Source organism: Paenibacillus sp. FSL R10-2736, assembly GCF_038000245.1.
GTDB classification, from domain to species: Bacteria; Bacillota; Bacilli; order Paenibacillales; family Paenibacillaceae; genus Paenibacillus_AQ; species Paenibacillus_AQ phytohabitans.
Genome location: NZ_JBBOBN010000001.1, coordinates 483,442 through 508,944, shown reverse-complemented (window position 1 = coordinate 508,944; position 25,503 = coordinate 483,442). Strand labels below are relative to the sequence as shown.

Annotated in this window: 16 protein-coding genes; 2 read left to right on the top strand and 14 right to left on the bottom strand. The window is 52.7% G+C overall.

Translation table 11 applies throughout. The features are described 5' to 3' along the window. Positions 1–25: 25 nt before the first annotated feature. From NSQ73_RS02280 to xylA, 7 genes are all read right to left on the bottom strand, one after another. Entirely contained in the window at positions 26–1,771 is a 1,746-nt protein-coding gene (locus NSQ73_RS02280) for an ABC transporter substrate-binding protein (RefSeq protein ID WP_042140025.1), read from the bottom strand. Positions 1,772–1,960: 189 nt separating this feature from the next. Beyond that, on the bottom strand, positions 1,961–2,860 hold the full coding sequence (locus NSQ73_RS02275; RefSeq protein ID WP_042140026.1) for a carbohydrate ABC transporter permease: 900 nt from the start codon (positions 2,858–2,860) through the stop codon (positions 1,961–1,963). Positions 2,861–2,874: 14 nt separating this feature from the next. Beyond that, positions 2,875–3,861, bottom strand: coding sequence for an ABC transporter permease (locus NSQ73_RS02270; RefSeq protein ID WP_081970288.1), 987 nt, complete (start codon positions 3,859–3,861; stop codon positions 2,875–2,877). 113 nt (positions 3,862–3,974) lie between these two features. After that, complete coding sequence (locus NSQ73_RS02265) at positions 3,975–5,765, bottom strand: sensor histidine kinase (protein ID WP_340985275.1); 1,791 nt, start codon at positions 5,763–5,765, stop codon at positions 3,975–3,977. 175 nt (positions 5,766–5,940) lie between these two features. Then, a complete protein-coding gene (locus NSQ73_RS02260) occupies positions 5,941–7,497 on the bottom strand; it encodes a response regulator transcription factor (protein ID WP_340985274.1) in 1,557 nt (518 codons plus the stop codon). Positions 7,498–7,874: 377 nt separating this feature from the next. Further along, entirely contained in the window at positions 7,875–9,371 is a 1,497-nt protein-coding gene (gene xylB / locus NSQ73_RS02255) for a xylulokinase (RefSeq protein WP_340985273.1), read from the bottom strand. Positions 9,372–9,755: 384 nt separating this feature from the next. Next, the gene (xylA, locus tag NSQ73_RS02250; RefSeq protein WP_042140031.1) at positions 9,756–11,075 is read right to left on the bottom strand and encodes a xylose isomerase; all 1,320 of its coding nucleotides are present in this window, start codon (positions 11,073–11,075) and stop codon (positions 9,756–9,758) included. Positions 11,076–11,532: 457 nt separating this feature from the next. On the opposite strand from xylA, the gene NSQ73_RS02245 reads away from it, so the two are divergent. Continuing rightward, complete coding sequence (locus tag NSQ73_RS02245; protein WP_340985272.1) at positions 11,533–12,693, top strand: ROK family transcriptional regulator; 1,161 nt, start codon at positions 11,533–11,535, stop codon at positions 12,691–12,693. A 228-nt stretch (positions 12,694–12,921) separates the two neighbouring features. Further along, complete coding sequence (locus NSQ73_RS02240) at positions 12,922–13,122, top strand: hypothetical protein (protein ID WP_039308602.1); 201 nt, start codon at positions 12,922–12,924, stop codon at positions 13,120–13,122. Positions 13,123–13,222: 100 nt separating this feature from the next. Here the strand turns inward: NSQ73_RS02240 and NSQ73_RS02235 are convergent, their stop codons facing one another. The 7 genes from NSQ73_RS02235 to NSQ73_RS02205 all read right to left on the bottom strand — a co-directional run bounded on the left by NSQ73_RS02235 (position 13,223) and on the right by NSQ73_RS02205 (position 25,422). Continuing rightward, positions 13,223–13,672, bottom strand: coding sequence for a GNAT family N-acetyltransferase (locus tag NSQ73_RS02235; RefSeq protein ID WP_340985271.1), 450 nt, complete (start codon positions 13,670–13,672; stop codon positions 13,223–13,225). A gap of 90 nt (positions 13,673–13,762) precedes the next feature. Then, the gene (locus NSQ73_RS02230) at positions 13,763–13,996 is read right to left on the bottom strand and encodes a glutaredoxin family protein (protein ID WP_039308604.1); all 234 of its coding nucleotides are present in this window, start codon (positions 13,994–13,996) and stop codon (positions 13,763–13,765) included. Positions 13,997–14,078: 82 nt separating this feature from the next. Continuing rightward, positions 14,079–15,020, bottom strand: a complete 942-nt coding sequence (trxB, locus tag NSQ73_RS02225) for a thioredoxin-disulfide reductase (RefSeq protein ID WP_039308607.1) — start codon at positions 15,018–15,020, stop codon at positions 14,079–14,081. Between the two features lie 198 nt (positions 15,021–15,218). Further along, positions 15,219–17,186, bottom strand: a complete 1,968-nt coding sequence (locus NSQ73_RS02220) for a heavy metal translocating P-type ATPase (RefSeq protein ID WP_340985270.1) — start codon at positions 17,184–17,186, stop codon at positions 15,219–15,221. Between the two features lie 877 nt (positions 17,187–18,063). Further along, positions 18,064–20,538, bottom strand: a complete 2,475-nt coding sequence (locus NSQ73_RS02215; RefSeq protein ID WP_340985269.1) for a GH36-type glycosyl hydrolase domain-containing protein — start codon at positions 20,536–20,538, stop codon at positions 18,064–18,066. 49 nt (positions 20,539–20,587) lie between these two features. Further along, complete coding sequence (locus tag NSQ73_RS02210) at positions 20,588–24,760, bottom strand: glycoside hydrolase family 2 TIM barrel-domain containing protein (protein WP_340985268.1); 4,173 nt, start codon at positions 24,758–24,760, stop codon at positions 20,588–20,590. Then, positions 24,757–25,422: a hypothetical protein gene (locus NSQ73_RS02205; RefSeq protein ID WP_340985267.1), complete on the bottom strand. Its 666-nt coding sequence runs from the start codon at positions 25,420–25,422 to the stop codon at positions 24,757–24,759. Before NSQ73_RS02205 ends, NSQ73_RS02210 begins: the two co-directional genes overlap by 4 nt. Positions 25,423–25,503 lie beyond the last annotated feature (81 nt).

Genomic DNA, 25,503 nt, shown 5'->3' with positions numbered 1-25,503 from the left:
GGAATGACCTACATCCCATTATTGATTAGAACGTTTTACCTGTCCACAGGGTTACTCTCTTTTTCACGAGCTCTGTGAATTCTTTTTCCATATCCTGAGCGCCGGCTTTATCCAGCTCTGCCAGGAAGGCATCATACACTTTATCGAAGTCTGCAGGTTTCGACAGGATGGCTTCAGGAATACGTTTGCGGATGATATCCTGTGTCTTCTTGAAGATTACCTGATATTGACCGTCAGTAGGAACCGGCAGGTTGTACAGGGCTCCTGTTTCTTTGATCGGGAATTCATCTTCTTTAGGGAACAGATCTTTCCATGTAGTAGCCTTGTAACCTGCAAGTGATTCCTTCTCAGCATCGGAGTAAGAAGCTACGATCTGTTCCGGGAAGCTTGTAGTGTAGTAGTTGCCAGTGGAATCCTTCACACCATCACCATAACGTGCACCGAAGATAAGGTACTGGCCAATCCCGGTTTTCTTCTGGGTGTTTGCGGTATCGTTAGCTAGACCATCGCTGATTTCCGGAAGAACTTCGCGTTTACCATCTGCATTTACAGTGTAGTGCGTGCCTTCAATACCCCAGGTTCTCAGAATCTGACCTTCATCGGAAGACATCCAGTCCAGCCATTTGATGATCCGGACAGGGTCTTTAGCTGCGGTAGTAATCGCAAGACCATAGCCGTCGATACCTGTCTGCATGAAGGAATGATCTTTATACTCATCAGACAGGGTTACAGGGAAGTGACCGTAAGTATACTCGTCTTTACCGGCTGCCTTCAGAGCATTCTCACCATCGGAGTATTCCCATTCCTGGGAGATCAGACCGAGTACACGGCCGCTGGCAACTTTAGCTTTGTATTGATCGTCTTTTTGTACGAAGGTATCCTTATCAAGCAGGCCTTGAGCGTACATTCCGTTCAACCAGCGGAAATACTCTTTTTCTGCCGGACGTTTGTAGTGCAGCTGTGCTTCATAGGTTTCAGGATCTACATAATACTCGCCATCATCCGGTGCACCTGTTGTAGTGAAAGCCGGGTTTGTAACGGTGATCATGATTTTCCAGTCATCAGCGTTCAGCGTCAGCGGAATGGTAGGCTGGCCATCGGTTTCCGGATGCAGAGCCACATAATCCTTAAGCACTTTCTCATAATCTGCCAGTGTCTTCACTTCAGGATAGCCCAGTTCCTTCAATACGCGGTGTTGAATTTCAAATCCGCCTGTAGCGTCGAAGGCTTGTTGGCCGACACCCATATTCGTAGGAATCTGATAGATCGCTTGGTCATCCAGGCTGTATTTCAGACGGCCCATGTTTTCGCCATAGACCTTCTTGAGGTTCGGAGCATATTTATCAATCAGTTCCGTCATATCAATAATCAGGCCGGCATCCACCAGGGTGCTCAAGTTTCCTTTGGCGAAGATCAGATCAGGCACGTCGCCGCTGGCAGCCATCATCGGGATTTTTTGGTCGCCGCCGCCGCTGCCTACATCAAATTCAGCGTCAATAGTAACACCTGTTTTTTCAGTAATGGCTTTTCCGACTTCATCCTGCATTTTGTTCCAGTTCGGACTGGCGTCACCGCCGAAGAAAGAGATCGTGAACGGAGAAGTATCTAATGCGGTATCATCTGCTGCTGCATTAGTCGCTGCAGGTGTGTTTCCTGTGTTGTTAGATGTCGTGTTGTTGGCCGCATTATTGTTATTGCCTCCACAACCGGCGATCAGCATAGAGCTCATAAGCATGAGTGTAAAGATTGTTTTGGTACTCTTGCGATTCATTGTATATCCCCCTTGTAAATTAGTATGTTTCATCTATGCATATCAGGATAGACCTGAATATACCATTGTGAACGCTTGCAAAACTACTATAAATATAAATTCCACTATTTAACAATAACCCTGAGATTGGATAGCCGCCTGATCCTGCACTGAACCAGGCAGCTGTTCCATTTCCATCTATTGTCAGGCTTACGCTTTAACTGCACCCAGCGTCATACCGCCTACGAAATACTTTTGCAGGAACGGGTATACAACCAGAATAGGTACAGTTACGACAATCGTAATCGCCATCTTGATCGATTCTGGTGAAATCTGCGCCATCTGCCGCGCCATATCGTTCGCATTCACCATACCGCTGCCCTGATTGGTAGACGACAATACCTTCATCAGCTCATACTGCAATGTAGTCAAGTGCGGCTTGTTACCGTTATACAGATACGTTGTGAACCATTCATTCCATTGGCCAACGGCCAGGAACAGCGCGATGGTTGCCAGTACCGGTTTACAGAGCGGAAGGATGATCTTATAAAAAATCATAAAGTCATTCGCCCCGTCCAGCTTGGCGGATTCCTGAAGAGCAAATGGCAGCCCGTCCATAAAGGAACGGATAATGAAGACGTTAAATGCGGAAACCATACCCGGAAGGATGTAAATCCAGAACGTTCCGATCAGATTCAAATCTTTCATCAGAATGTACATAGGCACCATACCGCCGGAGAAATACATCGTCAGGGCCAGGAAAGTCGAGATGAATTTTCTCGCTCTGAATTCCGGACGGCTGAGCGTAAAGGCCAGCATGGAAGCACTGATCAGACCCAGAAGTGTACCTGAAAGGGTACGCAGAATGGAGATCTTGAAGCCCTGAATCAGACCGGTATAGCTGAAGATCCGCTGGTAATTCTCAAGCGTCCAGGCTCTCGGGAAGATATAGATGCCGCCCCGAACGGTATCTGTAGATTCATTGAAAGAAATCGCCAGTACGTTCAGGAAGGGATACAACGTCACAATCATGATTAATGTAAGTGCAGTGTACAGAAAGATGTCGAATGCACGCTCACCTTTTGTCATTTGAAATGCTTTGCCACCCATTTATGGTCCCCTCCTTACATAATGCTTTCTTTAGTGAATTTCTTCATCAGACCGTTAGCCGTGAACAGCAGAATTACACTGACTACGGAGGTGAACATGCTTATTGCAGTACCATAAGAGAACCGCATGATCTGAATACCATACTTAAGCGCATACAAATCCAGCACTTCCGAATAATCGGTGACCAGGTTGTTCTGCAGCTGGAACTGTTTCTCGAAGCCGATACCGATCAGATGGCCGATGTTCATAATGAGCAGCACCATAACGGTTGAACGGATACCCGGCAAAGTAATATTGAATGCCTGCTTAATTCTTCCCGCACCATCCACTTTTGCCGCTTCGTACAGCTCTTTATCGATCCCTGTAATCGCTGCCAAATAGATGATTGCACCCCAGCCTGTTTCTTTCCATATATCGGATGCAGTCAAAATTCCCCAGAAATATTTGCCTTGGGCCATGAATTGGATCGGCTCATCAGTGATATGTAACCACATCAGCAAATCGTTCACGATTCCTCCGTCGATCGCGAGTGTCTTGTAGACAATCCCGCCTACAACGACCCAGGAGACAAAGTGAGGCAGATAAGATACCGTTTGAACCGTTCTCTTGAAAATACTCCCCCGCAGCTCATTGAGCATGATAGCAAACGTAATGGGAACCACGAAGCCAAAGATCAGCCCGAGGACGCTCATGGACAGGGTATTTCTTAATACGAGATAGAAACGTTCGTCATGGAACAACTCCTTGAAGTTATCCAGTCCGACCCACTTCTGTTCGCCGAATGTCTTAGCCGGCTTATAATTTTGGAATGCCATCAACCATCCCCATATGGGTACATAGCTGAAAATAAATACCCAGATCACGAATGGAAGAGACATCAGATATAAGTACTTTTGCTGCAGTACGCTTTTCCAAAATCCACTATTCCGTTTCGCAGGTGGGCGGGGGGTTACGCTTTCATTTGCTGTAACACCGTTTTCAGTGAGCGCTTTCACGATCATTATTCCCCCTTCGTTTTTATAGTCTTATCTTACCGCAGCACCCCGGGAGAGAATACCCAACAGATTTCACGTAAAATCCTGTCTAAATTAGAGATTCTCCCAGGCCGCGCTGCTTAAGACTTGAACTCGCTTTCAACGGGAATAGAAAACGCTATCTCGGTACCTTCACCTGATCGGCTTGTAATCCTCAGACCATGCTCCTCTCCGTAATATAGAGTCAGTCTCTGATGAACATTGCGCAGGCCGATCCGTCCCCGTTCCTCTTCCTCCACTTTGCTAATCACATCCACGATCTCGGACAGTCTTTCCTCCTTCATGCCGATGCCGTCATCTGTCACAAGCACCTGAACCTCCTGGTTCTCATCCAGCGTTATACTGACATTGACATGAACGGTACCTTGCTTATTCTCCAGCCCGTGGACTACGGAATTCTCTACAAGCGGCTGGATAATGAGCGGCGGGATCATGATTTCAGCTGCTCTAGGGTCAAATTTAATCTCATACTCCAGCCTGTCCTCATACCGGAATTTCTGGATCTCCAGATAAGAGCGGATCATCTCTACTTCTTCCTTGATCGGCGCCCGTTCGCGGCCTACTTCGAGGTTCTTGCGCATAAGCTTACCGAGCAGTCTGACGATGTTCGCAATCTCCTTCTCTCCCTTAAGATGCGCATTCATGCGGATCGATTCCAGTGCGTTGAACAGGAAATGCGGATGGATCTGGCTCGCCATCATCTTCAATTTGATCTCCCGCTGGGCGATCTCCAGTGCACTGTTCTTCTCATTGCTCTCAATAACCTGGGTGATCAGCCGGTTAATACTTGCCACCATGTAATTGAATTGCCGCGACAGCTGGCCGATCTCATCCGTCCCGTCAATCCGGGAGACGATATTCAGATTGCCAAGGGCTACCTGATTCAGCTGGCGGCTCAGGCGCAGCAGACGGTTGGTGGTCAGCAGGGAGATGGTGTATACAAACACAAGGGCAACCAGCAGCACACCAATAACGATCAGGAGGCCCAGCTTGCTGACATTATTGGCATCGCTCAGAATGCTTTTCGTTTCAAATATAGAGATGATCTTCAGCTTGCTGCTGCTCAGCTCAGGAGACATTTCATCAATAATGACGTAAGAATCCTTGTCCTTCACCCTGGTTTTGAGCACCCCCTTGGACTGCAATTGCACATCAACGCCAATGTCAAAATCATCCACTGTGCTGCCTACAAGCTGCGGATCATTGGCCGACACAATATAACCCTGCTCATCGATGATTAACGTATCGAACGGCTCCTGGTAGAGCATCTGATTCAGTTCATCCTGAGAAACCTGCACCATCAGTATTCCGGATTTGCCGGATTCCCGGTAATACACCTGACGGATCAGGCTGAGCTTGTTGATTGTCCCTTTGGGGCTGTTGAAATATTTCTCCTTGTCGGGAATATACATCCAGTAAATCTCTCCGGACTGCATGGCCTTCTTGTACCAGGCTCTCGACTCCAGCTCCGGAGTCAATGGTGCAATCGACATATCATCAACCAGGCTCGGATTATCAATGAAGAAACGGATATTAGAAATTTCCCGGTACCGCAGAACATACACACGGATATCCGTGTAATTCAAATAAGCCTTTGTAAGCGCCAATGGATCCGGGTAATGCGTAGTGACCAGCTGCTCAAGCTCCTCGTCAAAATAGAGCAGATTAGAAATATCCGTCGGAACACGCAGCTTACTGGACAATTGGCTTTTGATCTTCTCCACGTTGTTGGTGGCCTGATCAATCGCTCTGTTCAAGGCTCCCTCACGAAAATAGCTTGTAAGAATAATACCAACAATCAGCACGGGTATCATGACGACAATAATGTAGAAAAAAATCAGCTTATATTTCAGCTTCATATTATTAATCATTCGCACCAGCTTCTTAATAACACTTCCCCCTTCCGTTCAATGGAAAACAGGCTGCTCCCCTTATCCTCTGCAGATAGGGAACAGCCTGTATATCATAAGCCTCACGCTGAACGTTCGGCAAGTTCACAGTTCTAACCGCCCATGCTGCTCGCGGGCCTGCCCGGCAGCCGGGATATTAATTCTCTTTGCGGTAGGCCGACGGAGACACTCCGACATATTTGCGGAACTTGGCATTAAAATAATCGGAGTTCATATAACCGACCCGCTCTGCAACCTCATAGACCTTCATGCCTTGGGTCAGGAACTGCTTGGCTTTCTCAATTCTGACTTTATCCAGATATGTGTTGAAGTGTTCTCCCACCTGATTCTTGAACATTTTGCCCAAATACGCGCTATTATAGTTGAAAATTTCGGAAAGCGAGCCCAGCTTCAAATTCTCACTATAGCGGCGCTGGATCAGGTCCGTGATCCGCTTGATTTCATCTCCGCGCCCGCCGCTGCCGATCAGCCCGGAAATTTGCTCCATATAAGCTGATACCAGCTGCTCCACATCATGCAGGTTAGCACTGCTGTACATTTCACCCATAGGCGAGGCTTGACCGGCAATCAGTGCACGGATGTCCGGATTCGCTGCCTCCAGGCGGGCGATGGTACTGCTGACAATCCGCATCAGGTTATCCTTGATATAAGTTTCTTCGCGCCGGGCATGAACCAGCTGGCGGACAATTTGACCTATAAGCCCTCGGGCTACCTCACCGCTTCCGGCCTCAACAGCAAGCAGCAGCTGTACCTCTACATCCCGCTCCGGGTCCGGCTCCTCCTCGAATTCCCCGGTCCTCTTCACGGGTTCATTCCAGTTATCCGGCTTCCCGCTGAGCAGCGTATCCTTCTGCCCGAAAAAAGCATCGTCCAGCCGGGCACGTGCTGTGGCAAACGACAGGAACGCCTCTTCCGGGCTGCCGGCTGCACCGCCTGCTGCGGCCTGAAATTCCAGTCCTTCCTTCGCTGTAATATAATGCAGCTCCTGCCATAGCGACTCCCGGGCACTGTCATTTGCAAGCGGTTCCTTCAAAAGAATCCCCATATAAGGGGGAAGCGTGAAGAATAAGCCGCGCTCTTCCTCTTCCAGCCAATGCCGCTCCATCAGGCTCTTCACCTGTTCCTCACGGCTGTCTTCCCCTTTGTTAAGCCCTTTCAATTCCAGCAATATCACTTCGCAGCTGCATCCTTCAAGACCCAGCTGAGCGGCAGCCTCTGCGGAAGCCTCTCCGCCTTCCTTTGGCTGCAGCAGCTCGCGCAGCAGCACTTCGGTGGTCTTCGCCGGCTCCCCGGACTGCCATTCGATCATCCGTTCTTCCAGGCTTATCTTCTCACGCAGCTCCTGCAGATAGGTGATCAATTCCTCCTCATCGACCGGCTTAAGCAAATAACCGTCGATATGGTAGGCAATCGCCCGTTTGGCATATTCAAAGTCGGCATAGCCGCTAAGAATCAGCACATGGCAGTTAGGGCTCTCTTTGCGGAGCTCGGAGATCAGTTCCAGACCGTCCATCCCCGGCATGCGGATATCTGCAATCACAAGGCCGGGCGCGAGCGCATGGAACTTGTCCAGTGCTTCATATCCGTTCGCCGCTGTTGCCACTACGGTGTATCCCTCTTCTTCCCAGGGGATCAGCGTCCGCATCCCTTCTCTTAGCTTGGGCTCATCATCTACAATCAGTACCTTGATCAATATGGGTTCACCCCCTTATTTAAAAAGAAAACAGCTGCCACCCTGTGAGGAATGGCAGACATTAAGTGCTGGATATACGACTGTATTGATTGAACTAGAGATAATTCCAATGGAGACTGCGGCCGTAACTGCGTGGATTTTGAACTTCCGGCCGCTGTTGTCTGCAGATTTCTTAATCTAAACCGCTAATCGCGGTAGAAATCCGGTGACTGATGATGCTTCCGGAGCGAGCTTTCCTGCGGAAAGCTTTCAGGCGGACGCTGTCGCTCCTTCCAGTTCCAAAATTCCCCTCCGTTACTATAGCCCTTTTGGTATGGAATTAAGTTCAACTTATACAAGTTCATTAAAATATGGGATAGTTTATATTTTACACTAAATTATTTACGATACAAAGCCAGCTTCTCATTCAGTTCGCGGGTCTGGCCGTAAACATCCTGGTACAAGGCGAAGATACCGTCGTAGATTGCAGCCTGCTCTGCATTAGGAGTGTAGGTTTCAGCCGGACGGATGAAGGCTTCCGCGCACGCTCCCAGCGATTCAAACCAGCCGGCACCGTAAGCAGCCAGCATCGCCGCGCCCATAGCCGGACCTTGCTCGCTCTCCAGCTTGATGATCGAAGCGCCGAAGATATCGGCCTGCATCTGCAGCCAGGCCTCATTCTTGGCGCCGCCGCCGATCGCTACCACCTCGGTGATCTCTTTGCCGGATTCACGTACAATCTCAATCGATTCACGCAGCGAGAAGGTGATGCCTTCCAGCACAGCGCGTGTAAAGTGGGACAATGTATGGCCGGAATCCATGCCGATGAAGCTGCCGCGGATGTTCGCATCCGGATGCGGTGTACGTTCTCCGCTGATATACGGTGTGAACAAGAGGCCGCTGCTGCCGGCCGGGATATCATTAACGCCGTGAAGCAATTCGTCGAAGCTCTTCTCAGCCGCAAAGGTTTCCTTAAACCAGGTCAGACTGTGGCCCGCAGCCAGTGTAACGCCCATGATGTAGAAGGCATCCTTCTCACTATGGTTGAAGAAATGGACTTTGCCTTCAAGGTTAAGATCCTTGTTGCTCTCATAAGACAACACGACTCCGGAAGTACCGATGCTGCACATCGTCCGGCCTTCACCCAGAATTCCGGCACCGAGTGCGCCGCACGCATTGTCTGCACCACCGGCGAACACCTTGGTGGAAGGCAGCAATCCGGAAGCTTCGGCAATCTCCGGAAGCAGGGTTCCGGTCTGCTCGAAGGATTCCACAAGTCTAGGGCAGATAGAGAGCGGCAGACCGAAGGCTTCGGCAATCTCCGGGCTCCACTGCTTGGAGCCTACGTCGAGCAGCAGGGTTCCGGCTGCGTCTGAATAATCCATAGCATAGTCACCGGTCAGGCGGTAACGCACATAATCCTTCGGCAGCAGGAACAGCTCAGCCTGCGCCAATACCTCCGGCTCGTTCTCTTGAACCCATAGAATCTTCGGAAGCGTGAAGCCTTCCAGCGCGCGGTTTCTGGCAATTTCGATCAGCTTGCCGCCAAGCGTCTTCTCAATCTTGCGGCACTGGGCTGTTGTGCGTGTATCGTTCCACAGGATCGCCGGACGCAGAGCCTTACCTTCGCCGTCAACGAGCACCAGTCCGTGCATTTGACCGGAGAAGCTGATTCCGTCCACTTGCGAAGAATCTACACCGGATACCTCCATCAGCCGCTTCAGGCTGACGATTGTTCCTTTGACCCAATCCTCCGGATTCTGCTCACTCCAGTTCGGCTGGGGTCTGCTAAGCGGATAAGCCTCAGAGTGCTCGAACGCAACTTTTCCCTGGGGATCTACCAATACAGTCTTCACTGCGCTGGTTCCGAGATCGACACCGATTACATATTTCATAGTTATCCTCCTAAAAGTTTTGCGAGCTTCTGCTTCCTGAATTCACTTCAAGCAAAACTCGCTTCGTAAGCATCTGCTTAGTTATATGAAGCATTACTTCTATTGGAACATCTCCGCAATATAACTCGCCTCGTAAGCATAATCTTAAGTTTTGCGAGCTTCTGCTTCCTGAATTCACTTCAAGCAAAACTCGCTTCGTAAGCATCTAATTAATTATATGAAGCATTAACCCTATTACTGAAGCCTGTGCATCAGCCATCCTTCGCCGTGCACATCTATTCTCCACCAATAAAAAGGGGCTGCCGAAGAATGCTCTCTTCAGCAACCCCCGTTGCGTTTATCCTCTGATGAATCTGCGGCAGCTGCCGCAAATCCGGTGAAGTCTTACTCTACTGTCAGGATGTACTGGTTAAGTGTAGCTCTCAGCAGTTCCTGGCGTCCGGACTTGTTCGGACGCGGGTTTTCGTTGTTCAGTGCATAGTCCGCAAGCGAAGCAAGTGTCGCTTTGCCGGATACGATGTCCGCGCCGATACCTTCATTGAAGCTGCTGTAACGCTCAGCAATGAAGTTCTCGAATACGCCGTCTTCCAGCAGCTTAGCAGCTACCTTCAGACCCTTGGCATATACGTCCATACCGGAGATGTGTGCCAGGAACAGATCCTCAGGCTCGAAGGAAGGACGGCGTACTTTGGAGTCAAAGTTGATTCCGCCTTTGCCCAGACCATCGTTCTTCAGTACTTCATACAGAGTCAGGGTAGAATCGTAGATGCTTGCAGGGAATTCATCGGTATCCCAGCCGAGCAATGGATCGCCCTGGTTCGCATCAAGCGATCCCAGCATGCCGTTGATACGGGCTACGTGCAGCTCATGCTCGAACGTATGGCCGGCCAATGTAGCGTGGTTAGCTTCAAGGTTCAGCTTGAAGTGCTTATCCAGGTTGTACTTCTGCAGGAATGCGATACAGGTTGCTGCATCGAAGTCATATTGGTGTTTGGTAGGCTCTTTCGGTTTAGGCTCGATCAGGAACTGGCCGTCGAAGCCGATTTCCTTAGCATAATCAACAGCCATGCTGAACAGGCGGGCAATGTTGTCCTGCTCAAGACTCATATTAGTGTTCAGCAGCGTTTCGTAACCTTCACGGCCGCCCCAGAATACATAGTTGTCAGCGCCCAGACGTTTACCAACTTCCAGACCTTTCTTCACTTGTGCAGCAGCGTGTGCGAACACATCAGCGTTGCAGGTAGAGCCTGCACCGTGCATGTAGCGCGGGTTGGTGAACATGTTAGCTGTGTTCCACAGCAATTTTTTGCCGGAAGCCTTCATGCCTTGTTCAAGGATATCTACGATTGTATCGATGTTGCTGTAGAATTCACGCAGGGACGCGCCTTCAGGAGCGATGTCCACATCATGGAAGCAGTAGTACTGCAGATCCATCTTCTCCATGAATTCGAATGCTGCTTCTGCACGGGCTTTCGCCTTGTCCAGTGTGCTGAGCTTATCCCAAGCGCGGACTGCAGTTTCAGCGCCGAACGGATCGGAACCGCCAGCTGTTAATGTATGCCAATATGCCATTGCAAATTTCAGGTGCTCTTCCATAGTTTTGCCGGCAACGATTTCTGTAGGGTTGTAGAATTTGAATGCGTAAGGGTTAGTGGAACGGCTTCCCTCGTAAGAGATCTTGCTCACTGTTTCAAAATAAGCCATTTGTAAAATCCTCCTCGATATTTTGCTTCGCCCGCAAGCGTTTACAGCAACATCTTATCACATCTTCAGGACTTTGTATATTGGTTAAACAAAGTTTTTGAGAACTTTTATTTTGCCTGTTTTTTATTCTGTGCCGGGCAGAGCAGCCTCTCTCTTCTCGCTTGATTTTCACCTGATGATGCTGAACATAAAGTACCCTCCGGCAGTGCAGCCTATGCGTATAACTGTAATTTCCCCGCCTCACCCGGACGTTAATCTAGTTGCTTTTTGCCGCTCTTCATTCTAGACTAAATGGCATACCTTCTCCGCGTAAGCGCTGCTTCAAGGCTTAATGCATTACGTATGCGGGAAAACCGAAACCTATAAGCTCCGCCCTGATTGAGTGCCTTTCCTCATTGTTATGTGCCGTACTCAGCAGGCCGGATAGTCTTATATTTCAAAAAAGGAAGTGTGCTTCTTGAAAGTTACCGGTGATCAGGCGCTGGTCAAAAAAATCAACAAATCGATTATTTTACATACGATCCGTATGCAGTCCCCCGTCTCCCGGGCCAAGGTGTCCGAGATGACAGGTCTTAACAAGGCTACGGTCTCCAATCTAGTCGCCGAGCTCTGCGGGCAGGAGCTGGTTACCGAAGCCGGTCCCGGAGAATCCAGCGGGGGACGCAAGCCGCTTATGCTGCATTTCAACGAAATGGCCGGAAGCGTTATCGGGATCGAGCTGCGTGTTAAACAGCTTAAGGCCGTGCTCTGCAATCTGGGAGGCGGTATTCTTCATGAACGGGATTGTGCGCTGGAGGCCCACGACTTCCCTTATGTACTGGGGCAGATGCAGCAGATGATCTCGGAGCTGATTGCCGAGGCGCCTCCTTCGCCCTATGGCATTGTCGGCATCGGAGTCGGCGTGCCGGGAATGGTGGATGAACACGGAGTCGTCCTGTTTGCGCCCAACCTTGGCTGGGAAATGGTCGATCTGCGGTCGATTCTGGAAAGCGCCTTCGCGGTTCCGGTCACCATTGACAATGAAGCCAATGCCGGGGCACAAGGGGAGCTGAACTTCGGGGCGGCGCGTGATGTGCGCCATCTGCTGTATATCAGCGCTGGTTCGGGGATCGGGTCCGGAATCATCATCGGCGGAGAATTGTATAAGGGCGCACGCGGATACGCCGGGGAGACCGGGCATATGACGATTGAGGCGGAAGGCAAGCCCTGCAGCTGCGGCAGCCGGGGCTGCTGGGAGCTCTATGCTTCGGAGAAAACATACGATAATCCCGGCCTTTCCCTGCCTGCCCGCACCACGACCGAACTGGTGGCGTATGCGCTGGAGGGGCAGCCGGATACCCTGCGGCACTTTAGCTCCATCGGGGAATATCTGGGCATCGGGGTCACTAATCTGATCAACAGCTTCAATCCGGAGCTGATTGTCATTGGGGGTGCTCTGTCTGAAGCCGAACCGTGGCTGGGCGAGCCGCTGCGCCGGGTAGTAGCCGAGCGTACGCTTCCTTACCACAAGCAGCAGCTTGAGATCACTTTCTCCAGGCTGGGCAGCCGCGGAACGTTGATTGGCGCAGGCTTTTCTGCGGTCATGCACTTTCTCGGCAACATCCGGGTAACCTTATAGACAAGTTGACAAGTAGAAACGGGTGCCTTCCTTTTTTAGGAGGGCACCCGTTTTAGAGAGAAATAGAAGGATAATTTTAGCGTAGAATATACAAGCTCTTATATTTTCGTAAAATTGCCGCATTTGCAGCAGCATTTCCTGCACTAAAAGGAATAGCAATCCTATATAATAAGGATATACGTGTGACATTTATCACCATACCCCTTTTTCTGAATGGAGAGAGCGTCCATGACCTATGTTGATACGTCAGATATTTCGGCGAAGATGTTCATCACCGTGCTGCTGCTGCTGCTTATTATCGCCCCACTCATCAGCCTTGGCGTCCTGCGCCTGTTCCAATCGAGGAAGAAATCCGGATTCATGCTTATTAGCAGCGGCATTGCCGTATATGCTGTTTTTCAAATTGTCATGTCGTTTACCCATACTTAGCCTAGCGGCCTCCAAACGGGGTTCACGCTTGCAAGACAGCGGTATCTTGTATCCCCTTCATGTATCTGTTCTAGCGGGAAATACAAAAAGCAGCCTGGATTCAATGACTGCTTTTTGATATATCCGTTGTTCCCCTGGTGCGCAGTACACACTCAAACCGCTCAACCCCCGGATATTTTTCTCCCAGACTGTGAATCTCAAACCCTGCCTTGCTATAAAAGCCTACCGCATCCTGATCCGTTTCTGCCTTCAGCAGCTCTACCTGCTCCCAACCGGAAATTTCTGCGATCATGTTGCTGCCAATCGTGCGTCCGCGCCAATTCTTCTGGACAGCCAGATGTCTGATCTCCACCTCATGTGCAGCAGCGCAGCTGATTCCTGTGATTCCGGCCAGTTCCCCGTTAATGAAGCAGCCAAACAGCTCACAGCCCTCCGCAGCAAGATATCTCTTCAACTCTTCGTTAACTCTCTGATCATCCGCCCACATACATTCTGCGAGCAGGCTCTTCACGGCATCGCTGTCCCAGTAATTCTTTAAGCTGATTAACAAGTTACCCTTCTCCTCTCATTCAGGACAACGAAAAACCGCCTCCGGAGGGAAGCGGCTACTGTATTCTCCTTAAGTCCGGCCAGCTATTCCTTAAATCGTAGCCAAAGCCTTGTCGAACTTGGTTTTGTTCATGCCGACGATTTTGAACTCACCGATAACCGTAATAGGAACAGCTCTCATTCCCATATCCCATACCTGCTGTGCATAATCATCGTTCTGCTCGATGTTGCGCTCTTCGTAGGCTACACCTTTATCGTTCAGGAAGCTCTTCACCTGACGGCAATGCGGACAATTGGTTGAAGTGTACACAATTACATTCTCCATAGTATGATCTCCTCCTAATGTGTAAGTATAAGAATCTGTGATCTATTGTAGCACCGGAGTGTCTTCTATTCCAAATGGAATCTTACAGAATAACCGCGCTGTGCTCCAGGCTCTCGATATATTTCTCGGCATCCATCGCCGCCATACAGCCGCTGCCTGCTGCAGTAATCGCTTGTCTGTAACGGGTATCCTGCACGTCACCGCAAGCAAACACGCCGGGAATATTCGTCTCGGAGGTTCCGGGATTCGACACAATGTAGCCGTTAGCATCCGTAGTGATTTGTCCGCCCAGGAAAGAAGTATTAGGATGATGGCCTACAGCTACGAATACACCGCTGGCTTCAATGAACTCTTCTTCACCGGTCTCATTGTTAATCACCTTCAGGCCAGTCACACCTTTGTCTCCGGCAATAACTTCAACTGGCGTACGGTTGAGTCCCCAGGTAACTTTGGCATTATCGCGTACACGGTCCTGCATAATCTTGGAGGCACGCAGCTCTTCGCGGCGGTGCACCAGGGTTACTTTTGACGCGAATCTTGTCAGGAAGCCCGCTTCCTCCAGCGCCGAATCGCCGCCGCCGACAACCACGATTTCTTTGCCGCGGAAGAAGAATCCGTCACAGGTTGCGCAAGTGCTGACACCGCGTCCGATATTATCCTGCTCCCCGGGAATCCCGAGATATTTCGCTGTAGCGCCGGTGGAAATAATCAATGTATCTGTAACCAGTGTACCCATGCCTTCTACATTCAGCTTGAACGGACGTTCGCCCAGCTCTACACTGTTCACCCAGCCGGTAACGAACTGTGCTCCGAAACGTTCAGCCTGCTTGCGCATATTATCCATCAGATCCGGACCCAAAATGCCTTCCGGGAATCCTGGGAAATTCTCGATCTCTGTTGTAGTTGTAAGCTGTCCGCCTGGCTGCGGACCTTCAATAACGAGCGGGCTCAGGTTCGCCCGGGCCAAGTATATGGCAGCCGTCAATCCGGCCGGTCCAGTACCTACAATAATTGATTTGTACATGATTATATCCTCCTTGAGATGGACGGCAAAGACGCCATTTCTTAATTAAAATTATTATAATGTAGTATTTATTATGATCATCTCAAGGGAATATGTCAATATGCCAGACACGGTGAAAACGTTCCTATTTTGTGAACAATTCAATTTTAAGCAATTAAATATTTGGCAGGGCCGGTTAAACGAACTTTCGGGCTTTTTTTAGCGCAAAAGACGCAGTCCGTTAAGGATTACAAGAATGGTGCTGCCCTCATGGCCCACCACGCCAAACGGCAGCGCGATCCCCTGTACAAAGTTGCTGATCATTAGTGTGGCGATTACGGTCACGGCAAAAATCATATTCTGCTTCACAATCCGCTGCGTGCGGCGGGCCAGGGCAATCGTAGAAGCGATCTCCTCAATATTATCGTTCATCAGCACCACGTCGGCAATCTCCAGCGCAGCTCCGCTGCCTTTCATGCCCATCCCCATACCAATCGTTGCTGTAGCCAGCGCAGGCGCATCATTAACACCGTCACCCACCATAATCACATGGCCGTATTGTTCACGAAGCGTTTTGATATGCGATACCTTATCTTCCGGCAAAAGACCGGCAAATACCAGGTCCACTCCGGTCTTCCCGGCAATCACCTGTGCGGTGGCCTCACGGTCCCCGGTAAGCATCGCTACCTTAATGCCCAGCTCCTGCAGCTTGCGCACCGCCGTCTCCGCCTGGGGACGCACGGTATCCTGCAGCGCAATCATTCCGGCGATGGTGTCTCCGGCGAGAATCAGCGATACTGTCTTCCCTTCCTGCTCCAGTCGGCTGCGCAGCGTTCTCCAGTATTCCGAATCCCCCTGCGGTTCAGCGCCGTCCACTTCATCCAGCAGATTGGACTTGCCGATCCGCCACAGCTGGCCGTTAATGGTTCCCTCAATGCCCCAGCCGGTAACCGATTTGCTCTCTTCGATGTCATGCAGCTCTACCTGCTCAGCTTCAGCAAGCGCCACAATCGCTTCCGCGAGCGGGTGTCCGGACAGCTTCTCAATCGAAGCACTGACGGCCAGCAGCTCTTCACGTACATATCCTTCTCCGGCGATGAAATCCGTTACCTGCGGAACCCCTTCCGTCAATGTACCCGTTTTGTCAAAAGCAACTACAGAGGTGCGTGCCATATTTTCCAGGTGGACACCGCCTTTGAAGAGAATCCCTTTGCGCGCACTCTTCGAGATGGCCGACAGCATGGCAGGCATAATGGAGGATACGAGTGCACACGGAGAAGCCACTACCAGGAAGACCATTGCTTTATAGAAGGTATTGCTCCAGCTCCAGTCCAGCAGAAACGGCGGCAAAGTAATCAACAGGGCCGTTGCAGCTACTACAACGCGGGCATAGACGGATTCAAGCCGTTTGATAAAACGCTGTGAATCCGGCACTTCATTCTCTGCTTCTTCAACCATTCGGATGATCTTGGCGAACAAGGTATTCTCTGCCGATTTGGTAACTTCAATATATAGCGGGCCTTCACCATTCACTGTACCGGCGAACACTTCACTTCCGGCTGCTTTGTCCACGGGAAGCGATTCTCCGGTAATGGACGCCTGATTAACGGAGGATTCCCCGCGGCATACCTTGCCGTCAGCAGGGATGAGTTCACCGGGACGGACCAGCAGCAGATCTCCGATGGCCAGCAGATCAATCGCCACCTCATTCATTGCCCCCTGCTCAATGCGCACAGCCGTGGCAGGTTTGAGCGCCAGCAGCGAGGAGATATCCTTCTTGCTGCGCTCCATCGTGTAGCTCTCCAGCGCTCCGCTCAGCGCGAAGATGAAGATCAGCATCGCGCCTTCATTCCAGTAACCGATCGAAGCTGCGCCGAGAGCCGCGGCAATCATCAGCAGATTGACATCCAGATCGCGCTCTTTGACCAGCGTCTCCACGCCTTCCTTCGCCTTGATCCAGCCTCCTATCGAATAGGAGATCACATAGAGAATTACGGATATCGTCTCAGACCAGCCGCTGGCGGCCCAGGCGATCAGCATCATCAGCCCGCTTCCGAGCGCTGCCTGCATTTCGGCATTTGAGATCATAGCCAGCGGATCGAAGCGTCGCGGCTCCGGCGTCCGCGGCTGCTTAGCGCCTCCTTGACGCGCGACGGATTTGGGCATTTGTTTCGAGGTTGCTTGCATTATAAATCACCTTCCTGATTGTAGTTGTATAAGAGGCATACTTGAGAATGAGAGCCGAATGAGAACCATTATGACCCGACTGAGAATGAGAGCCATTATTAAGACCCTTAAAATGACACATGCTGCCCCGGCTTAGCCGGGACAGCATGTTAAATGAGAATGATAATCATTGTTGCGATAATGCAACTATATTTCCTCAACGCAACTTATAGCTATACTATATCACGCCCGGCGGAAAAGTAAACCCGGAAACAAGCCTGTTTTTTCGGAGGGTTGACCTCCACCTTGAGCAAAGCCCGCGCGCCGGTTGGGGGAAGTTTTGAGGGAAGTTTTGAGGAAATTATGGAGGCTGCTGAGAATGGCACTGGTATTGCGAGCGAAAGGTGTGTGGAGTTTGCATAAGCCGGCTGCTGAGTGCTGTTATGAGAGTCCGCCCATATGATGCTATATAGAGTGAACTTAAGTATCTAACTTGCTGCATGGGCGGAACCCTTGGGTAGCAAGGGGTTCGTCCATCGGCAGGCCATATCATCATTCTTAAGTTCAGCTTATATAAGTGGAAAAACGTATCTTAATTCGGAAGAATTGAGTGATTTCAAGCAAGCAATTGGAAAAAAGGCATTTAATTCGGTTCATTTACCTTCATGTAGCTCATACGCAGCGATTTAAGTGCTGTTTATCCAACTGCTGTTTCAGCAGACGCTCTTCGTTCATCAGCAATTGGAGAAAATCCAACTGCTATTTCCGGCCGCCGCAGCATCCCGTGACGGAGAATTTGAGGATAATTGCTATTTCGAGGGATAAAAAAATGCCCGCCATAATTCTGCTGGTGCAGCTGGCGGGACACTTTTGAGTATGCATTAAGCTCTGCCTACAACTATAGTAGAACCTCCACTTTCACCGAGCTACGATCCGGATAGACAGGCACTACCGTACCTGCCAGCAGTTCACCGTCAACACGGATTTCCTTGACGCCTGTGCAGACACCGCTCTCGTTCTTCACGGTAATCTCATACAAGCAGCCGCGGAATCTCCGGGAAACGGAAAAGCCCTCCCAGGAAGAAGGGATGCACGGGTTAACCGAAAGTCCGCCGAGTACGGGCTTAATGCCCATAATATACTGCGTAGCGGCTACATACATCCACGCAGCAGTTCCGGTCAGCCAGGATACATTCGCCAGCCCGAATCTGTCAGATTCCGGTCCGAACAGGTTGGAGGCATAGACGTACGGTTCCGCTTTATAGCGCCATAATCCGGCTTGCTCCATCGCAATATTAGGAATCAGCTGGCGGTAATATTTGTAGGCCTGATCTCCTCTGCCCAGCATGCATTCCGCAATAATCGCCCAGGTATTGGCGTGGCAGAAGACGGCCCCGTTCTCGCCTGTCCCCTTGTTGTAATTGGTCAATGGATCTGCAGGATCGGGGAAATTGGTAATGGACGGGTGCAGCTTCTTAATGCCAAGCTCCGTATCCAGAATGTCGCGGACACTGTCCATGGCCTGGAGCGCTTTATCAGGCTCACCCATGCCGGACAGGGTTGCCCATGTCTGGGCGTTAAGCCAGATCTGGGCTTCATCATGCTCTGCGGTGCCCAGATAACGCCCGTCATCCATGACTGCCCGCCGGAACCATTGGCCGTCCCAACCGAGCGTGTTCACCAGCCGCTTCTGCTCCTCGTACAGCCTGTCATAATCCGCCGCATGCTCCGGATGACCGGCTGCCGCCGCCAGGTCCTTCATGCGCAGCAGCACGGTTCCGAACTGCATCGCCGTCCAGATGCTCTCCCCCCTGCCCTCACGGCATACGCGGAACAGCTGGTCATTCCAGTCCGAGCGGAGCATCAGCGGGAAGCCGTTCGGCCCCAGCCGGGAGACGGTGAAGTCTACCGCACGCTTCAAATGATCATACAGCGGTGCTTCCCCGCCATCATAGAAAGGCAGACTTTCCTGCAGGAATCCGGCATCGCCGGTCTCTGCGAGAATATCCCATACGGCCAGCGCCGTCCACAGGTGGTCATCCGAGTGAATACTGGTCACCGGGTCCCAGCCCTCATTCGGGAAAAAGTAATGATTCACATGCCCGTCCTGATACTGCTGCCCAAGCAGCAGACGGACCTTGTCTTTGGCTGCCTCCGGATCTAATGGAGCTACGGCCAATATATCCTGGGCGGTATCCCGGTAGCCTACTCCCCGGAATGTTCCCGTAGCATAGAACGAAATATTGCGCGAGAAAAGAAAGTTCCGCTGCGACTGATACGGATTCCAGATATTGATCATGCGCTGCGCATCTTTATCCGGCAATTCGCAGTTCCAGGCGCCCAGATAGCTGTCCCAGTTCTCCTTAAGCGCCGCAAAGGAACGGGTGACGAAATTCTTCTCCCGGGAATGGCCGATGGCCTGTTCGATCTCAGCCTCATTCATCGCCGTCCCCAGGAAGAAGTTCACGGTGCGGATCTCGCCGGGCTGCAGCCTCACTTGAACCTGAAGCGCTCCGCAAGGATCTCCGCCAAGTATTGTCGAGCCTGTACAGCCGCCCTGCTCAACCGCAGCCGGATTCGATTCACTTCGGTAGCTGCCGATGAATTCCTCCCGGTCCCCGTCATAACCGGCCAGCGGCGCATCCGACATCATATAGACCAGCGGCGTCTCATCCGGCTTGGGCTGATTCTCAACTCCGTACTTGTAGATAAGGGCTTCCTTGTCATGATACTGCACCGACACCTGATGCTTGTTGTAGCATTGCCATTGCAGCTCACGCATGAATTCCATCATGCCAAACTCGGCATAGGCATACACGTTCAGATCCTTGACCTCTGTACTATGGTTAGTCAGCGTCAAATTCCAGATCAGCGAGTTCTCGTAAGGTCCGACAAAATAAACGGTTTTTGCCGAAACTTCATCCTGCGCGGCTTCAAAGCGGGTATACCCCATGCCGTGGCTGCTCTTCCACTCCTGCGGCTTCTGAAAAGCAGGCTCATAGGTAGGGCACCAGTAGCTGCCCGTTCCGGCATCCTGCAGGTAAATATAAGGGCCGGAGCGGTCGGTCGGCAGATGAAAGAAACGATAGCGTGTAATCCGCCAGATCTGCGGGGATTTATAAAAGGCTAATCCGCCGCCCGCATGGGACAGCATGGTATGGAAGGTGCCGTTGGATAAATAGTTCAGCCATGGGGTCGGCATATCATGGCGCTTGAACTCTACCTCCTTCGCGTCATCGCGGAAGGTGAAATACTGGTCCAGCTCCTGCTCGCGGGCAAACGCGCTGCCCCCGGCTGCAGGTTTTGCAGCATTGTTACTCTGTGTGCGGCCGGAATGGCCTGCCAGATGGATTGTTCCCGGTTGGTTCGTCATTAGTCTGGCTCCTCTCCATTTAGGATTACTCATTGCTTATTCTTATTGCTTATTTAGGCTCAACCTCATCCATTGTCATGCGGAACTCCAAATCATTCATATATGTGCTATCCGGGTTCAGGAAAACCATGCCGAAGGAGATATCCTCCCGGCTTCCCCGGACGATGGCAACCAGCCGGTTGATTCCTTTTCTCAAAATGATCTCCCGCTCCGGCTGAGTCACATGCTGACCGTTCATATAGATCTCGTAAGCACATTCTGAGTTCACCCGCAGCCTGCCGGTTCGGATATTCGCAGGTTCCCCGGTGCCGGAGACGGGCGCAGGCAGATGCACGAAGCAGCTCAGAAACAGCGGACGGCCTTCCGGTGCCGGGATCAGCAGCGTTCCGTCTTCGCGCCGTTCTTTTTTCTTCATCCAGCCGTACAGGCCTTCGCCCAGATTGTTCAGGGAGAATTCCGGGTCGGTATAGTAATCCTTCATGGCCTGATAATCGGTATACGGCGGACAGAACAGCGTCATCGCGGCTTCCACCGCCCACTGCGCATCTCCTTTATCCAGCTGCAGCAGCTCATCCGTGAAGGCGGCGCCCAGATTGCCCAGCAGGCGGGTGTACAGCCTCAGGCTTTTGTCACTGCCCGGGTCGGTGAGCAGCTGCGAGCAGATAATCTCACCCTCGCCGACTGCCTGGCGGATCACAAAGGCTCCGGGAGCACAGGCCTTGCTGCGGTTCAGCTCGACCAGCGCCAGCCTGCTGTATTCCGCCGTATGCAACCCGGCGAAGTAATCCTTCCAGGCTGTGCCTTCCACGCTGGTGCACAGCACCTCCGCGCCTTGCACCTCCAGCCTGTGACCGGCGAGCTCCCGGTTGACCACGTCCCGGGGCGAGAGATGCACCTTGTCGAACCCGAACAGGTCGACAGGGCTGATCCCGCAGACGGCGGCGTGCGTATAGTCCGCCGCCAGATGATAGGTCCCGTGCGGCGCGATGCGCACGGGGCGGTCCAGCAGGCGGGCAAGCGCCTGCTGCCCGCCTGGCTCTGCAGGCAGCACCAGCACTGTGCTGCCTGCTTGCGCTGCCTGCCGGACGGCTTCCGCCGCGCCCGGGCCGTGCAGCAGTCCGGCCTCCACGACCAGGAGGCCGGGGTTCAGGCTGGACAAGCCTGCGGCGCTGTCCAGCCTCTGGCCCTTCAGGCGGAGCTTGCCCAGCAAGGCTTCCGCCGCCCCGCCGCTGCGGACCCACACCGCAGCGGGCACCGGTACAGCGGCCGCGTGGACCGCGCGGCCCGCATACTGGAGCAGGCTCCGCAGCAGCAGGCAGGCCTGGGGAATCCGGTGGAGATGATCCATGATCTCCAGCTGATTCGCCAGGAACATGCCCGCTCCGCTCCGGTACTCCAGCAGCGGCGACCACAGATCGCCGCCGTCTCCAAAGTCACCCGCGCTGCATTCCAGCAGCAGGGTGAAATCGCCGGTCACCGGCTTCTCGAACGCCGCCCGGATAATCGGCAGCGGCCCGTCCTCGCGCAGCCCCTCATGCCAGTACATGAGGTCCTCAGCACTCAGACCCTGGAGCACCGGATGCCCATAGTCGCCTGCATGGGCACGGATGAATTCCCTGCGTACCAGCGGGAGCCTGCCGGGGGAGAGGTGAAGCTGTTCCAGCAGCAGTAATCTGCCGCCCCGCTGCACATAGCTTCTCAGCTTCCGGTCCAGCGCCCCGTCCTTGTCCTGCATACGGCTGCCGACAATCAGCAGCGTCCCGCCCGCAAGCCGCTCTACCGCCTCCGCTTCTGCCCGGACCAGACCGGGCACCAGGGTGCGGATCGCCTCATAGTCCCGGTCAGAGCCTATATAAGAAGCGGGAAGCGCTACTTCTACCGGCTCTGTCTTGCAGCTTCCGGACAGCAGCCGGTAGCTTAACTGAAGCTCATGCTTCAGCTCCGTGCCATGGAACAGCCGGGCAGACAGCACCGCTTCCGCTTCTGCTACTCCTGCTGATGCTGCTGGTGCTCCCACCCCTACTCTTACTTCTGCACCATCTCCTGCTCTTGCTCCTACGCCTTCATCCCCTCCCACTCCAGCTCCTTCGCCATTGACCGGTTGCGGCATCCATTCCAGCCGGATGCTCTTGCGGGCGGCAGGCTCGTGGCGGAAACGGAACGTCTCGCTATGAACCACATGTCCGCCTTGCCGGACTGTGCATTCAACAGTCACTTCCTGTTCTGCCAGCGTATCGTTGTAGACATCGAAGCTGCGGCGGACCGGCTCATCATCGAAGAAGCAGCGGTTATATTCGGCGGCAATCAATGTTACCGGCTTGAAGGCTTCAGCCATAATGGCAAAAGCGGGATTGGCCTTGAATGCCGGATATTCCTCCGGCAGCAGCCCGTTGTTCAGGGAAAGGGAGTAAGCCGGAATTACCGCAGGCTTAGGGCCTGGTGTGGTCAGGTCGGCAGGCGGCAGCTGAATATTCCGTTCCGGCATCGCCCGCATGAAATAATGGGCGAAGTTGAAGGTAGAGATACCGGAGACACCTTGGCGGCGTGCATACTCCACGAACAGCCTTTCCTTCTGGGCCAAGCCGGCAGCACTTGCATCTGAGTCACGGTATGCATCCAGTCCGACATACATGCTGCTGTTCTGCGGGCAGATGTACCACCATCCGCCATGCTCGCCGAAGGTGAGCGGAACGCTGCGGTCCCACTGCGCGATCGTGCCGTCAATGTTGTAATGGCGGCTCTCCACCTCTGTCCCTGGCTTGGTGACCAACCGGTTATCCCCTTCCACCATAATCGGGCGGGTAGAATCAAGGGCTCTCATCAGCTCCATCAGACCCGGGATATGCTGTTTGTAGGTATCCCGGCCGTCCACCCAGCGCATCTCGTTCTGCACGCTCCACAGAATGACGGATGGGTGATTCTTATCCCGCTGTACCAGCCGCTGCACATGCGCCCGGCAATTGGAGATGAAGTCAGGGTGAGCAGCATCCATGGTTTTGCTCGACCCGTAGATTGCTGTCTCATCGACAATCAGCATCCCTTCCTCATCGGCAATCCGCAGATAATCAGCCGGATACGGCTCGGCATGCAGCCGGATGCTGTTGATGCCCGCCTGTCTGCACAGACGGTACCAATTGCGGATATAGTCTTCTGTCTGCTGCGCCGCCCCCTGGAAATGCCAGGAATCGCCCCGCAGGTTAACGGGAATCCCGTTCAGCATGAACTGCGGGCCTTCGCACCAGAACTCCCGGAAGCCGAATACATCGGTCTGACGGTCAAGGACCTCTCCGTCTGCCTGAAGCTCCAGCTCCAGCTCATATAGAACCGGGTGATCCGGACTCCACAGCACGGCATCCTGCCAGGGCAGCGCAAAAGATGCTCCGCCCCACTCCCGGCTGCCGGTGTTCCAGCATAATTGCCGTCCTTCTCCTGCCTGCGCAGGAAGAACATCTACTCCTGCTTCCGCTTCAAGCACCGGCAGCGGCTCTGCACCCTTCACAGGCAGGGTACCGGCCTTCCGTTCCCTGACTTTCAGGAACACCTGCAGCGATTCCACCGCAGGTCCGCCGGATTCCGTCCCAATAAGGGCCTCTACTTCCAGCATGCCCTGCCGGACAGAGGTGCGGATCGTGAGATCCTCCAGCGATACAGGCGGGTAGCCTTCGAGGAAGACATCCTGCCATATTCCCCTTGCGATCCTGCCGAACCACGAACCGGCAAGTCCGGTGATTCTTTCCTCCCCGGAGGGGAGCACCGCCATGTCGAAGCTTCCGCATACCACATGCAGCTGCTGCTCCCGGCCGGGCTGCACCAGCCGGGTGATATCCAGCCGCAAAGGCAGATACCCGTCCTCCCAGACGGCAATCCGCTCGCGGTCCAGATATACCGCTGCCTTCTGCATGATTCCATCGAAGCGCAGCACAATCCGCTGCCCCAGCATAGTCTCCGGCACCTGAAAAGAACGGTGCAGCACCCCAGCCTCGGCCGCATCCCATTCTCCCGGGTAGCCGTACACATCAAACGGCACGAAGTTATGGTCCGGTACTTCTCCAAATTTGCTGCCCGAAGGCGTCTTATAGCTGTGGCGCCAGCTCGAAGGCACCTGTATCTTGCGTGCCTCATATTGCAGCCTCTCAGGAAGACTGCGGCAGCGCGGCTGATCGTAGAGCGGCATGAAATCCCATTCGCCGTTCAGGCATATGGATGTGCGCAGCATATTCATTCTCCTTTTCCCCTTTGCGGGAGGTTGACCGTTAGGACAGGCGTAAGCTTTTTCCAGATTTCCTGATCCGGCTCTACATTCTTCCACTTGATAAAATGCGGCTCCATAACCTCTCCCCACTGCTCCGGACGCAGATTGGTTGTGAGTTTCCCCCTATAGGGAGCGGGCTCCACGGTTGCGGGCAGCTCGGAATAAAAGAACAGCAGGTTCTCATGAAGACCGATGATCCCGTATTTGTCACCGTCTCCCGGGCGCTCCTCCTGATATTGATAATGGTAATAGACATAGCTTGAGACCTGCTCCGGCTTGAGTACTGCCAGCCTGCCGTAGGGAGCCCCCGGAACCTGGTTGCGCTTCCAATGCTGCCCGGACACCGGCTGCTGATAATGAAAAATGTCCATCATCGGCACCCACAGCCGCGGATACTCCCCGCCCGGCCAGACCTTGAGGATCTCCAATGCGCCCGGAAACAGCTCCTCCGGCTCAACCCCCGTGCCGCTGCATTCGTAATATAGAAACAGCCCCTGGCCGTCTTGAAAGATGCTTAGCCAAGAAATGCCCAGCCAGTCCATACGTTCATTAAGCAATTCCACCTGTGAGCCCAAAAAAGCAGCCGGGTCGCAGCCCTCTCTGCATTCGGCTCTATATAAACATCTCTGCATAAATTCCCTCCAACCGTGTGTCATCTTCCTCTTAAGATTAACGCAAACGGCGGAACGGTTCCTTGACGATCATGCCCTTCT

Excerpts from the sequence above, each read along its gene's own strand:
- NSQ73_RS02280 (WP_042140025.1), bottom strand. The coding sequence starts at position 1,771 with ATGAATCGCAAGAGTACCAAAACAATCTTTACACTCATGCTTATGAGC.
- NSQ73_RS02275 (WP_042140026.1), bottom strand. The coding sequence starts at position 2,860 with ATGGGTGGCAAAGCATTTCAAATGACAAAAGGTGAGCGTGCATTCGAC.
- NSQ73_RS02270 (WP_081970288.1), bottom strand. The coding sequence starts at position 3,861 with ATGATCGTGAAAGCGCTCACTGAAAACGGTGTTACAGCAAATGAAAGC.
- NSQ73_RS02265 (WP_340985275.1), bottom strand. The coding sequence starts at position 5,765 with ATGATTAATAATATGAAGCTGAAATATAAGCTGATTTTTTTCTACATT.
- xylB (WP_340985273.1), bottom strand. The coding sequence starts at position 9,371 with ATGAAATATGTAATCGGTGTCGATCTCGGAACCAGCGCAGTGAAGACT.
- xylA (WP_042140031.1), bottom strand. The coding sequence starts at position 11,075 with ATGGCTTATTTTGAAACAGTGAGCAAGATCTCTTACGAGGGAAGCCGT.
- NSQ73_RS02240 (WP_039308602.1), top strand. The coding sequence starts at position 12,922 with ATGACCTATGTTGATACGTCAGATATTTCGGCGAAGATGTTCATCACC.
- NSQ73_RS02230 (WP_039308604.1), bottom strand. The coding sequence starts at position 13,996 with ATGGAGAATGTAATTGTGTACACTTCAACCAATTGTCCGCATTGCCGT.
- trxB (WP_039308607.1), bottom strand. The coding sequence starts at position 15,020 with ATGTACAAATCAATTATTGTAGGTACTGGACCGGCCGGATTGACGGCT.
- NSQ73_RS02220 (WP_340985270.1), bottom strand. The coding sequence starts at position 17,186 with ATGCAAGCAACCTCGAAACAAATGCCCAAATCCGTCGCGCGTCAAGGA.
- NSQ73_RS02215 (WP_340985269.1), bottom strand. The coding sequence starts at position 20,538 with ATGACGAACCAACCGGGAACAATCCATCTGGCAGGCCATTCCGGCCGC.
- NSQ73_RS02210 (WP_340985268.1), bottom strand. The coding sequence starts at position 24,760 with ATGAATATGCTGCGCACATCCATATGCCTGAACGGCGAATGGGATTTC.
- NSQ73_RS02205 (WP_340985267.1), bottom strand. The coding sequence starts at position 25,422 with ATGCAGAGATGTTTATATAGAGCCGAATGCAGAGAGGGCTGCGACCCG.